Raw genomic sequence first — 12,498 nt, 5'->3', positions numbered from 1 at the left:
AAGTTAACGAAAGTCACCATGATCACTGCTCCTCCGCGCCCGCTTCCACGCCAAGCCCGACTGGGGTTTTTCAATAGCTTTACCATGTGGCTGGGGGCGGCTTTTTTCGCGCTCGGGCTGCTGTTTGTGTTCATTTACTTGGCCGCCACAGATGTATCACGGCATTTCAGCAAGGATGATCCGCGCGTTGCTGGGGTGGTCACGAAGGTTTTTCGTCCATCTAACAGCAGCGACACCGCCACCAGCAGGAATATCACGTACGACTACCGTTACCAGGTCAATGGCAGAACCTATGACGCGCAGATGGTCAGCACCGACTACCTCCAGACGGACCAGGTGAACGTGCAGTACATTCTTGGCGCGCCTGAGATGTCGCGCATCGAGGGACTGGACGCTAACAGCTCGTTCGGGCTTCTGGTACTGGCGCTGGGCTTCGGCTTGATGGGTTTGCTTGTCTTGTTTATCAGCGTATCTGGAGCGCTGTACGACATTCGCCGTATTCGGCATGGCATCACGATCAATGCCACGATCGTGCGCAAGCAGCTGGCCACGGGCGGCTCCGCGCGCGTGCTGCAGTTCACCGCCACGGACGGCCTTTCCTACGACATCGCTGCCGATACGCAGAGCAGTATCGTGTCGGAAGGCGAAAGCCGCGTCGTTTTCTACGTGCCAGGCGAGGCGGCCAGCGCGGTCATGCTTGACTATCTCGAGCCGGAAATACGGGCGTACCTCAACTAAGCAGGTAAGGCGGCGTCTGCTGCGCAGTCCCGGTGAAGTTTCCCTTGCTGCCCGGACAAACATGACCTAACATGTGAACAACTCTTCACATGTTAACTATGAACAATTTCAGCGATACCGATGTTGCCCAGCTCGCCGACCTGTTTCATCTGCTTGGCGACCCCACGCGGTTGCGCATTGTGCTGTCGTGCCTGGACGCGCCGATTGCCGTCGGCGACATCGGCGCCACGCTGCAACTGAGCAGCTCCCTGGTCAGCCATCACTTGCGCCTGCTGCGCGCGGCCCGCATCGTCAAGGCCGAGCGCCAGGGCAAGCAGGTGTTTTATTCGGCGGCCGATGCCCACATCAGCGGCGTGCTGGCCGACATGCTCGAACACATTGCAGAACCCACCAACGGAATCGACCCATGAACCACGACCACCACGACCACCACGAGCACGGCCACGATTGCAAGCACGAGCATGCGCACGAGAAGCATGATCACGGCCATGGCCACCATCACCATCACGTTGACCCCAACGGCAACGGGCGCGCCTTTGCGCTGGCGATCGGCCTGAACACGCTGTTCGTGGCGATCGAGTTCGGCTACGGCTTCATCGCCAACTCCACCGCGCTGATGGCCGATGCCGGGCACAATTTATCAGACGTGCTGGGGCTGATGCTGGCCTGGGGCGCCGCCATGCTGGCCAAGACCGCGACCAATCATCGCTACACTTACGGCTTGCGCAGCACCTCGATTCTGGCGGCGCTGCTCAATGCGCTGTTGCTGATGCTGGCCTGCGGCGCTATCGGCTGGGAGGCGGTGCATCGCATCACCAGCCCGGCGCCGGTGGTGGGTGGCACGGTGGCGGTGGTGGCCTTGATCGGGGTTGCCGTGAATGGCTTTTCGGCCTGGCTGTTCATGGCCGGCAGCAAGGACGACATCAATATCCGCGGCGCCTACCAGCACATGGCGGCAGACGCGGCGATCTCGCTGGGCGTGGTGATTTCGGGCCTGACCATCATGGCAACGGGCTGGACGTGGCTGGACCCGGCCGCCAGTATCGTCATCGTGCTGCTGATTTTGGTGAGTACCTGGTCACTGCTGAAAGAGTCGCTGCGGATGGTGCTGGCGGCGGTGCCGGACAATGTGGACGCGGCCAAGGTGACCGCGTTCCTGCAGGCGCGACCGGGCGTAACGTCGATCCATGATTTGCATATTTGGGCCATGAGCACGACCCAGACGGCGCTGACGGCGCATCTGGTGATGCCGGCGGGGTATCCGGGCGACGCGGCGGTGGATGCGATTACCGATCAGCTGAAGGCGGACTATGCGATTCATCATTGCACGCTGCAGGTGGAGATGGGGACGACGGAGCATGGGTGCGCGCTGGATGTGGCGGGGCATTGAGGGTGTGCAACTTGGGTGTATGGCTGTGTTAAGCTTTGGGCAATCTTAAACAAAAGAATATACGCCGGACGCTGACAAGTGCAGGCGAGCCCAGATGAAATCGAAGTCACTTATTGCACTGCATTCGGGGATGGCCATTGCCGCCATGTTCACGGTCGGCATTTTTCAAGGCTGCCGGGACAAAGCCTTCCCCCCGCCGCCGCTCCCGACCCAAGCGCAAATCAAGGCGCTGGCGGAAAAGACCAAGCAGCACTTGGTCTTCGTCGCAGGAGGTGAATTCCAGATGGGTAACTTCATGGAACGCAGTGCGGATCGGAAGGCACCGCCGCCCGACGAAATGGACGAGCGACCGCTGCATCAGGTCAGGCTGTACGACTTTTTGATCGGAAAATACAAAGTCACGCTGGGCGACTATGACTTGTACGCTGCGGCGAATGGCCGGCTACTGCCTTACACGATGCTCAAGGCGCGGCACCCGGACCGCAGGAGTCGGGCTCACCCGAAAAGCGCGGCATTTCCGGCAGGCGTCAGTTGGAGCGAGGCACAGGATTACTGTCGCTGGATTGGCAAGCAGGCCGGCGTAGCGATGGATCTGCCTACTGAAGCCGAATGGGAATATGCGGCGCGTGCACGCGGGAGAAAGTTAGTGCATCCGACAGACAACGGCGATATGGACCTGGGAAGAAATTACCCGTGGCCCGTTCAGTCGCTGGGCGACGACGACTTTTTTGGTGATTTTTCTGTAGGCCAGTACCCTGCCAACCCTCTGGGACTGCACGATCTGGCGGCGCTAGGATTTGAATGGACCAGCGACTGGTATGCGGCCGATTATTACAGCCATTCGCCGTCTGACAATCCACGCGGTCCGGCGAGCGGGACCGAAAAGGTCATCCGTGGCGTGTGGAGCAACCACGCCTTTGCGGCCACGACGTTCCAGCGCGCCGGGCGCACGCCGGAGCGGGAACGCAGTGCACAAGTTGAAAGCCATGGGGGCTATGGATTTCGCTGCGCATCCCATCCCGTGGCGCCTGCGAAAGGCCAGCAATGAGTTCGATGGGACTGCCGCGCGAAGTGCCGTTACGGGTCCGGCTGAACCTCTATGTGCGCTCGATCATGAACATCGTCGGCTTTTCCCTGTTCCTGTTCGGGGCGGTATTCGTGGCCGTGGCCCAATCAATGGCTGATTTTGGTTCGACCATGCAGTTCAGGGATAGCGACCCGGTCACGATGGGCCAGTTGGTCGACAAGCGGCAGACGGGGAATCGTTCTGGTGGCCGCAGGGGGTTTTACGTATTCAAGTACAAGTTCGCCTACGTCGCAGGTTCATCCCGCTATACAGGCGTTTCTTATGCTAAGGATATCGGCCTGATGGCGGGCAGCGCGATACCGGTGGCCTACGTTCCAGGCAATCCGGGCGTGGCCCGTATCAAGGGCATGAGCTCGGGGCCGTTCGTCAAAGTCGGCATCTGGCTGGCGCTGGGCGCGGCGGCGATTTGCGTCACAGGTCTTGGTATCTTATTTTTTGGGATGAAGAAGGCTTGGCAATTCAGCTTTTTGGTGAGGAAAGGCGTGTTAACTACGGGAACTGTCACGGGCAAGGTGAGTACGGGGTGGACGGTGAACGGCAAAAACGAATTTCACGTGCAGTTTCAATTCAAGCATCAGGATGGCCGGATATGCACGGGGAGCGTGAAGGAGCACGAGACGGACTTGCTGGAAGATCAGCAGCTCGAGCCGGTTCTCTACGATGCTGCCAAACCGTCGAATGCCATTCTGGTCGATGGGCTGCCGAGGCAACTGCGCTCTTTTGTGCCTGGGTAATCGCGGGCGCTTCGTCATTCAATATGGAGAGATTTCATGGAAATTAGCAAACTATCGGCTCGCCACCGCGGTCAGTGTAAATATCCAATAAGCCCCTTTAAACAGGCATTCCGATCCAGCGCGATCACTCAGTCTGCGTTGGCATGAGCGAGCCTGCTCTGCCGCGCTCTGTCCCGTTTGGCGTCCGGATAAGGCTCCTCAACACAATCAGCGTCGGCGTCGCGCTCTTGCTGCTGGTAGTCGGAATCATGTTCCTGGTTGTTGCTGACAGCATGGCCGACTTTAAGTCCGTGTTTTATTTCACGGACAGTGACCCGCTCACTACAGCCGTGTTGCTAAGCAAAACAAAATCGGGCGCTTCGGTTGGCAGCCGCAACAATGGCTATTACCTCTACGATTACAAATATGCGTACACGGTTGGCGCCGTCGACCATCGCAGCAAATCAATGGCGGCTTACAACGATTTGAATCCAGGCGATCACGTGACGGTTGCCTACGTTGCCGACAAACCTGAGCTGTCCCGCATTCAAGGGATGACGGCGGCGCCATTCGTCACCGGCGGTATTTGGCTGGGGGGCGTATTGCTGGGTGTAACACTGGCAGGGCTGGTGATGGCCTATTTTGCGATCAAGTGGATCGTGAAAAATATCCATCTTGTGCGGCATGGCGTACTGACGACCGGCTCGCTGGTTGGCAAACAAATCACGAGCACGCAGTACAACGGGCGCTATATGTTCGCTTTCCGCTTCCAGTTCACGCACCGGGACGGCAGGGTTTTCACCGCCAGCGCGACGACGGAAAAGATTGAGCTACTGGAAGGCGCGAACGGTGCGGCGCGGCTACTTTACGACCCCAAGGACCCTGCGCAATCTGTCATGCTCAATCTACTGCCGGCGAGGTTACAGGCGCTAGTTGAAAGGCAATGATGCCGCACTACGCCGCCGCCGCAGTTGGTTTGATTGTCGCTGGGTGTCTCCTGAGCTGCGACGCCAGACCTGCGCTTCCCACGAAAGGCGAGATTCGGGCACTCGCAGAAAAAATGAAGAATCAAATGGTGCTTGTGAAAGGCGGCGATTATCAGATGGGGGACTTCGGCCAAATCCATTCTTCTGCCCCTTGCACAAGGTAACGCTATCGGACTTCGTCATATCAAAAAATAAAGTCACGCTTGCGGAATATGATAGCTACGTCAAGGCGACAGGGTTACCGCTGCCCTACACCGGAAGCAATGCGAAAGCAGGCGACGTCGCGATGCGCGCGCATCCTGAGAGCGCACGTTTCCCTGTAGGGGTGGATGGTAGGATGCGCAAGATTTTTGCCGGCGGATAGGCAAGCAAACCGGGCAGGCCATGGAGCTGCTTACGGCGGCGGACTGGGAGTACCCCGCCCGAGCGCGGGGCGCCTGGCTGATTCAGGCAACGGACAACGGGAAAGAAGAACCAAGGCGGAATTTTCCTTCATACGAGGGAACCAAAAAAAATTCGCGGTGACGGCAATGCGGAATGGCAGGTCGGCCTTTTCCCGCCTAATTCGCTCGGTTTGCATGATGTGATGTGGGGAGCAATGGCTTCGAATGGACAAATGACTGGTATGCGGCGGGCTATTACGCAGCCTCGCCGGCCAGCGATATGACGGGGCCGGCAAGCGGGCTAAAGAAAGTCATCCGCAGTCATCACAACGGCAGCAATGCCGCCATGAAGTTCCAACGCCGTGCGCGAGAACCCGAAGTGGCAAAGAGCCCGACCAACGTCACGAATCGTTCTTATGGGTTTCGCTGTGTATCGCGCGCCAGTGCCGGGCCGTGAGGCGGAGCCTTCGGATGATTGGGCTCTATTGATGCCAAGGCTATCCATGGATCTCCGATGGTTTTTCGCCAGCTCGTGCCTAAGCCGGTTTTCGCCAGTCCTGTGATATTCTGGAAGAAATCTTGCGACAATAACATTCGACGCGGAGCTGCGTCACAACTCAAGCGACCCCATGAAAAATAAAGCCATTCTTCCGCTTCGCCCGACACTTGCCTGTGCTGCGTTGCTTACAACAAGTTTTTTACTGGGCTGCGAAGCAAAGCCAGTCCACGTCCCCACGCCGACAGCAGTGCAAATCCAGGCGCTCGCCACCAAAACAAAGGCTCAGTTGGTGCTCGTGCAGGGCGGCGAATTTCAAATGGGCGACTTCGGTGAAATTCATTCAGCCGACAAATTGCCCTACACCAGTGAGCCGTACGACGGTCCATTGCACAAGGTAATGCTTTCGGATTTCTCCATATCCAAATATAAGGTCACCCTTAGTGACTATGATATCTACGCATCGGCGAACGGCCTGCCCTTGCCATACCAGGCACCAGATGTCGTCGCAGACGACCCCACGTTACGAGCCCACCCACAAAGCCCACTGTTTCCCGTAGGAGTAAATTGGCAAGACGCCCTAGGCTATTGTCATTGGATCGGAAAGCAAATTGGGCAAGCAATGGATTTGCCAACGGAATCGGAGTGGGAGTATGCAGCTCGTGCCCGCGGGAGGTTTCTCGTTTACGCAACGGACAATGGGGAGGCGAACCTTGGACGTAATTTCCCGAGTTACGATCAGGTAGTCAAAATCCGCGGTTCAGGAAGTGGTGATTTGCCGGTTGGTAAATATCCGCCCAATTCGCTGGGATTGTTCGATATGGGGATCAACGGCTTCGAATGGACCAACGACTGGTATGCTGAGGATTACTATGCACGTTCCCCTGCAAAAGACCCGCATGGCCCCGATAGCGGCACCAAAAAGGTCGTGCGCGGTATCGATAATGGTGTCGATTTACCTGCAAAAACGTTCGAACGTAGCGCGCGTGAGCAGGAACTGGTAAATAGCAAAAAAAATGCGACAAACGCGGGCTATGGATTTCGCTGCGTGACCCGACAAAAATAGCCGACGCGGCTGCGACTGGAGGCCGCTGATTCTTGCCACGCAGATGCGCAACAAGATCAGTTGCGCAATCATACTTGCTTCAAAAAGGGAATACCGCGGCGCCCTTTTTTATAAAAAACTCCGAAAGCGCAGTTGGCGCGAGGTCATCTGTTAGTAAACCCGCGACCGCAGCTTGCGAAGTTCACCCTTATTGCCTAAACCTTCACAAAATTGGGCTTAATCTTGCCTTCCCGAGGCTTGGCTCTTAAATCGCTTTCCATTTTTTTCAATGCATCGCTCATGTCCAAGCCCTGCTCTAAAAATTTGATCAGCTGTCCACGATAACTTCCCGGCCCCTTCTGGCCTTGCGGAGTTACACGCCAGCATACATTTTTCCACTCATTTTGAGTTTGGACCCACCTAAGTATCGCCAACACGGCTCTTTTGCGTTCAGGGTAGCGGTCCGGAAGCATGATAAAACGGTTCGAAAGCACATCTCTGCTGGAAAAACCATAGTTGCCCACGTCCATACTATCTGCGGGACCGTGGCGGGTGAGCTGATACAAAAGCATACCTTTCGTCTCAGGAGTGCTAAATCGCAGCAAAGTGTCGTCCGCTAGAATGCGTTTCGCAAGTGCATTTCGCTTGCCCGACTCGTCCAATTTCCGTGATACGGACTTTGCAACATCGTCAATTTGCCGCTGCGTCTCGTACATAAACTCGCCCAACGCCTGACCCGACTGAATCGCCAGAAAGACAATGTCCTTTATCGCATCGAATGCTGCCTTCTCGACATATTCAAGAAATTCGTAATTTGAAGCGTGTAACTGGTGGAAGAACCAACAAACGAAATTGAATATTTCGGGAACATTGACTTCAAAAGCGATCTTCCCACGCAGGCCGAGGCCCCAGGACGCGCTTGCATGGAAAATGATTCCAAACTTCCCGTGCTTATAGATGATTTTTAGACCAATAGATGCACCAGCCCCGGCCATCGCCGAAAAGCCAGGCGAAATTTTTGCCAAGTCGTCCCATTTTTGCTCGTCAGCCTTCTCAAAATTCCACCATTGGAAGAGGACATAGAGATCAACATCAACTTTCACGCCGGCAAATACAGCCAACTCTCCTTTTACTAACTCATCGGGATCCTTTGTATGCGATGGAGGTCCCGCCTGTGCTGTTGGTGCGTTGTCAGGATGTGCAGACCCAACTCTTCCAAACTTCCAACCGGGCGGAGGAGGCAAATTGGGCGGGGGACCCGGGGTTGAAGGGACGGCCCTAAAGGAGTTCTTGTCAAACTCCATTCCTAACTCCCCAACGCAATGCGCACCCACGACGCCGGCCACCACCGTCTCCATTTGCAACCGAATCAGACCAACGCTGAATGACTTCGTGTTGTTCATGTTCCAAAACTTAAGATCGTACCCAAATCTGTTTGGAATATTCACAACGAAGTTCACTTTCCCTTCAGCCAACGAAAGCTGCGCCTTTGCCTCTGCCTTCAGACCAACCTTGCCTTCAAGGGGCTTCCAAATTGCATCCACGCCGACTCCACCGACGTAGCGCATTAACTGCGCCTCTGCCTTAAGGTCAATCACGTCATCAGCAAGCTTGCCCAGCTGACCGCTTCCAAATTTTCCCTTCGCGTCCCACTTTGTGTTCTTGTTGAACTCTTCTGTCCAGGAGTTAAGCGTCTTAATTGTCTGATGTTCGTCGAAGGAATAGAGCTCCCACTTAGCCTCGGTTTTCTTGACATCGCTGACTTGCTTTTTCAGCTCTGCCGCATCGAGCTTCTTCCTTCCAGTAGTAGGATCTTTCTTCCAAAGGTTTTCCTTCGGATCTTTATGCATTGTCGTATTAAGCTTTTCCGGCCCATCCTTCGGTGCAAGGGAAATGCACGGCCATGACTTGTCCAATTCTTGGGAATTTACGAATACCATTTTTGCCCTGTGCTCGCCGTTTTTATAAACGGGCACAAGTTCGACAATCCCTCTGCTTGCTCCACCCTTTTTGAACTTTTCAAGAGAGTCAAGTTGACCTAATTTCTTGCGCAGCCTGGCGTTGGTAATTTGCACTTTCTCACATGCATCTGCGTGAGCTTTCTGGAGTCTCCCCGCTTCCAGACGCTTGCCCGGATCGGCAGGAAACTTCCTGAGCGCATCGTAGGAATCGAGCACCTCCGAAACCTCTGCATTGGCTTTGTGGTAATCGCTTACCACTTTGCGCATTTCTAATATGTGCGCCTCGAACTTGGCTGCGGCACGCTCGGGGACATGAATGAGTTCGAAAGTCTCCGGCCTGAAGTATAAAAGCGCAGGTTCGTACTTGGCCACGACATGGCTATTTTTTGTCGTATTCAAGGTGCCTTTCGGGCGCTGCGGTGGGGCACTCGCAGGTTTCTTATTTGCAGGTGCGCCAGTGTGCGTGGGTTCGGCACCGGACGGATGAGATGGCGCGGTTCCGGCAGGCGCTGAAGGCGTCGGCTTCGACTTGCCAGCGTCGGATGCAGGCGCAGTTGGATGGGACACATTTTCGCCGCCCTTTGCCGCAACTTGGCCGGCACCCGCACTCGATTCAGCAGAGCCGGGCGGCGTGGTCGTACCAACGAAAATCTCGACACTGTCCTGGCGACTCCCGTGTACGCGTTCAGTGCGTCCATGTTCATCTGTGGTGCCAGAAAATACCTTACCGTCGCCTCGCTTGATGCAGTAAGGCATATGGGCCATTAGCAGGCCAGTGAACTCGTCCTCAATAACGAACTGCTCGTCATATCTTGGCTTGGCCTTCGGCAGTTCAGGTGGGCCAAAGCTGCCATCAGCGGGACCAGACAGCTCTTTCTTGCTCGCCTTGAACTCGATCTTTCCCGGACCGTGCAGCATGATGTTGCCGCCCTCGATCTTCAGGAACGCGCCCTGCGCCGTCATCATCACATTTTTTGCCGCGGCCACGGTCACACTCTTGGTCACGCTCGCCACCGTAATCGCCTTGTCCGCAGTCACGCGAATTTCGTCCGACTGGCTATGCGCATTGACCTTGCCGCTGGCCGCGTGCAGCTTGATGCCCACTTCCTGGTTCGGCTTGTCGGCATTGCTTGCCTTGCCATACGTGAACAGGCTAATGCCATCCATCACCGCGTGAAACTGATTGCCCTGCGACGCCAGATTGATGTCCTGCCCGGCCGTGATGCTCGATGTCCTACCGGCAGAAATAATCGCGCTCGCTGGCGTCGCCGCCACAATGCCCGACGGCGCCGACAATTGCAGCTGCGGCATGTTGTAGGCAGCAACTTCGCCCATGCCCCCGCTGCCTTCCTTGACCTCGCCACCCTTCGCCTTAGTGTCGAGCGTGGCGATGCTGTCCGCCATCTTCTCAATGGCAGGCAACTTCTCCGGCGCGGGTTCATTTTTCAACTTGGCATTATGCTTTTGCGCGGTCGTCGCCATGGACTTTTGCAAGTTCATGCTGCGCTGCACCTGCGCGCTCGCTTCCTTCGAATCAAGTTGCGCCCCGGTCGCGTTATTCCGCGCATCGGTCGACAACAGCAGCCCCTTGCCCGCGCGTACCGCCGCACTCATCTCGGTTTTCAATTCAGCGCCAAAGCCTACTGGCTGCAAACGCTGGTTATCAGTCTGATGGCGCAAGTGGCCCAGGTTCAGTTCATCGGTCCCTTTGTGCGCAGCGGCGTGCCGCTGCAGCGACAGGCGCGACTGGCCCGGGCTGTCGTCCATCACCAGTTGGTTGTACGCACCCGCGCCACCCTGGCTGGTCTTCATGGACTGGGTCTTGATGCCTGACAGGACCGCAGGATGCGCATGCGCGCCAGCTTCGCCCGGAAACCATGGCGGTGCATTGCCCGTGCTTACCCCAGCACCCTGGCTGACCTGGTTATTCTGCTGGTCGGCCTGCCCGCTGCCGTTGTAGACGGCGCCAATGACCACCGGGCGATCAATGTCGCCTTCGAAGAAATCGATCAGCACTTCCTGCCCAACGCGCGGCAGCGCGTGGCTGCCCCAATTCGCGCCTGCGACCGGCGCCAGCGGTGTGGCAACCCGCACCCAGGTGCCTGCCGTATCGTCGGCCGGGGCGCCGGTATGGTTGCCCGCTGCCGGATGGTCCAGGCGGCTGTGGCTTTGCACGCCGCGCTGCCAGTGAAATTGCACCTTTACCCGGTGGTCGCGGTCGGTATGGATCACGCTGCCCGCAGGGCCCACCACGATGGCTGTTTGCTGGCCCCGTATCGTTGGACGCTGGAACCGCGCGCGCCCTTCGCTGTCGAACACACAGCTGCGGTATGGAATGCTGCTGCGAATCGCGTCGATGCGGTTGCGGTAGAGCGGTCGTTCGCCTTTTTCCTTGCCCACTGCGTGCAGACTGTCGGCACTTTCTTCATCGATCAACAGCGTCAGCGCTGCCGGGGCAAGGCGGGCGTGCAGGTCAGCTTGCAGTTCCGCGCTCAGATTGTTGTGCATCAGGTGCACGGTGCGCACGATCAAAAAGGTGCGGCCGTCGGCGCTGTCGGCAGCGTCGAGCTGGGCCTGCCCCTGCAAAGTGAAGGTGGTGCCAGGCGACAGCGTGCGCACGGTGCCTGCAGCAACATGAACTTCCCTGCGCGCGACCAGGCCTTGCATTTGATGATCGGCCAGGCGCTGGCCTTGCTTGCGCGTTTCGTAGGCGTACGGTCCGAGCGTGTCGCGGCCAAGCAGCACGGTCTCACTGCCGTCGCCGCTGGCAGTATTGAGCGGACGGTGGTCAAGGCTGCGGTAATCCCAGCTGCTTAGTTCAAGCGCATTGGTTTGCTGGCGCATCTCGGTGCGCCAGCGGTCGAGGCCGTCTTCTTTCATGACAGCGCCGGACTGCGTAAAGCGGATCTGCGGCTGACGATTGGACTGGAAGCTGCCGTTATGGTCGGCAATCACCATCGTATGGCTGCCCAGCGTCGCGCTGCCAGGGTCGCCGCTATGCTCAAAGAAATAAAACAGGCCTTCTTCGGCCATCAGCCGTTCGGCGAAGGCCAGGTTGCTTTCCTGGTATTGGGTGCTCAAGCTGCGGATCGGGTAGACGTCACGGTCGGCAATATCGAAGCGCCATTCGGGCGCCAGGCTGCCTTTGCCCTGGTATTCGCCAAAGACGGCGTCCAGGATGTCAAACACGGTCATGTCCTGGAACACACGGCTGTCGCGGCCAAGGCCGAGGAAGCTGGTCCACGGGCCCAGTGTCAGCTGGTAGCGGGCAAAGCCGCCATTGGCGCCGCTGTGCTCGATGCCGGTAATGTAGCCATGGAAAGGGCGCAGATCATCACGACTGTGCGAAGTGAGCAGTTGCAACAGCGCAGGCTGGCCAATCAGCGACTTGAGCGCAATATCGGCATCGGTCGACAGCGCACTGATCGCAAATTCGAAGCCACCGCTGATACTTTCTTCGCCGCGCACGCACTCCGCCAGGAGCTTGTCGCGTCCCAGCGGGGTGGTCAATTGAAGAAGGCGCGTTTCCTGCGAAAATTGCGCTAACAGTAACTGCGAAATCGATGCTGCCGTGATGGCCATGTGTAATGTCTCCCAAAAACCTTGCCGCTCAAGGAGCAGAACAAGGCTTTAATTTTAGCAAACATTACATTAATATAATTATTAATCGTGCAGAACTGATGAAAATATAGTCAAAAT

The 12,498-nt window shown here is 57.0% G+C and carries 9 protein-coding genes; 8 read left to right on the top strand and 1 reads right to left on the bottom strand.

All coding sequences use genetic code 11. The features are described from left to right. Window positions 1–18: 18 nt before the first annotated feature. From ACP7D4_RS09830 to ACP7D4_RS09795, 8 genes are all read left to right on the top strand, one after another. Window positions 19–738 carry a hypothetical protein gene (locus ACP7D4_RS09830; RefSeq protein ID WP_426208877.1) on the top strand — a complete coding sequence of 240 codons (720 nt, stop codon included), beginning with the start codon at window positions 19–21 and terminating at the stop codon, window positions 736–738. Window positions 739–827: 89 nt separating this feature from the next. Then, on the top strand, window positions 828–1,148 hold the full coding sequence (locus ACP7D4_RS09825; protein ID WP_426208875.1) for an ArsR/SmtB family transcription factor: 321 nt from the start codon (window positions 828–830) through the stop codon (window positions 1,146–1,148). Continuing rightward, entirely contained in the window at window positions 1,145–2,128 is a 984-nt protein-coding gene (locus ACP7D4_RS09820) for a cation diffusion facilitator family transporter (RefSeq protein ID WP_426208873.1), read from the top strand. The genes ACP7D4_RS09825 and ACP7D4_RS09820 overlap by 4 nt, the downstream gene beginning before the upstream one ends. A gap of 94 nt (window positions 2,129–2,222) precedes the next feature. Next, on the top strand, window positions 2,223–3,176 hold the full coding sequence (locus ACP7D4_RS09815; RefSeq protein ID WP_426208871.1) for a formylglycine-generating enzyme family protein: 954 nt from the start codon (window positions 2,223–2,225) through the stop codon (window positions 3,174–3,176). Then, a complete protein-coding gene (locus tag ACP7D4_RS09810; RefSeq protein WP_426208869.1) occupies window positions 3,173–3,949 on the top strand; it encodes a DUF3592 domain-containing protein in 777 nt (258 codons plus the stop codon). Before ACP7D4_RS09815 ends, ACP7D4_RS09810 begins: the two co-directional genes overlap by 4 nt. A gap of 143 nt (window positions 3,950–4,092) precedes the next feature. Continuing rightward, window positions 4,093–4,875, top strand: coding sequence for a DUF3592 domain-containing protein (locus ACP7D4_RS09805; RefSeq protein ID WP_426208867.1), 783 nt, complete (start codon window positions 4,093–4,095; stop codon window positions 4,873–4,875). Continuing rightward, window positions 4,862–5,278 carry a hypothetical protein gene (locus tag ACP7D4_RS09800; RefSeq protein ID WP_426208865.1) on the top strand — a complete coding sequence of 139 codons (417 nt, stop codon included), beginning with the start codon at window positions 4,862–4,864 and terminating at the stop codon, window positions 5,276–5,278. Before ACP7D4_RS09805 ends, ACP7D4_RS09800 begins: the two co-directional genes overlap by 14 nt. A gap of 648 nt (window positions 5,279–5,926) precedes the next feature. Beyond that, window positions 5,927–6,859 carry a formylglycine-generating enzyme family protein gene (locus ACP7D4_RS09795; RefSeq protein ID WP_426208864.1) on the top strand — a complete coding sequence of 311 codons (933 nt, stop codon included), beginning with the start codon at window positions 5,927–5,929 and terminating at the stop codon, window positions 6,857–6,859. Window positions 6,860–7,053: 194 nt separating this feature from the next. Here ACP7D4_RS09795 and tssI read toward each other — a convergent pair whose 3' ends face one another. Continuing rightward, window positions 7,054–12,381: a type VI secretion system tip protein TssI/VgrG gene (tssI, locus tag ACP7D4_RS09790; protein ID WP_426208863.1), complete on the bottom strand. Its 5,328-nt coding sequence runs from the start codon at window positions 12,379–12,381 to the stop codon at window positions 7,054–7,056. Window positions 12,382–12,498: the final 117 nt, after the last annotated feature.

This window comes from Massilia sp. TWP1-3-3 (genome assembly GCF_049897805.1).
GTDB lineage: Bacteria > Pseudomonadota > Gammaproteobacteria > Burkholderiales > Burkholderiaceae_D > Telluria_A.
This window is presented reverse-complemented; position numbering and strand designations above follow the sequence as displayed.

Bases quoted from the DNA above. Each gene is read 5' to 3' on its own strand.
- ACP7D4_RS09830 (WP_426208877.1), top strand. From the start codon at position 19: ATGATCACTGCTCCTCCGCGCCCGCTTCCACGCCAAGCCCGACTGGGG.
- ACP7D4_RS09825 (WP_426208875.1), top strand. From the start codon at position 828: ATGTTAACTATGAACAATTTCAGCGATACCGATGTTGCCCAGCTCGCC.
- ACP7D4_RS09820 (WP_426208873.1), top strand. From the start codon at position 1,145: ATGAACCACGACCACCACGACCACCACGAGCACGGCCACGATTGCAAG.
- ACP7D4_RS09815 (WP_426208871.1), top strand. From the start codon at position 2,223: ATGAAATCGAAGTCACTTATTGCACTGCATTCGGGGATGGCCATTGCC.
- ACP7D4_RS09810 (WP_426208869.1), top strand. From the start codon at position 3,173: ATGAGTTCGATGGGACTGCCGCGCGAAGTGCCGTTACGGGTCCGGCTG.
- ACP7D4_RS09805 (WP_426208867.1), top strand. From the start codon at position 4,093: ATGAGCGAGCCTGCTCTGCCGCGCTCTGTCCCGTTTGGCGTCCGGATA.
- ACP7D4_RS09795 (WP_426208864.1), top strand. From the start codon at position 5,927: ATGAAAAATAAAGCCATTCTTCCGCTTCGCCCGACACTTGCCTGTGCT.
- tssI (WP_426208863.1), bottom strand. From the start codon at position 12,381: ATGGCCATCACGGCAGCATCGATTTCGCAGTTACTGTTAGCGCAATTT.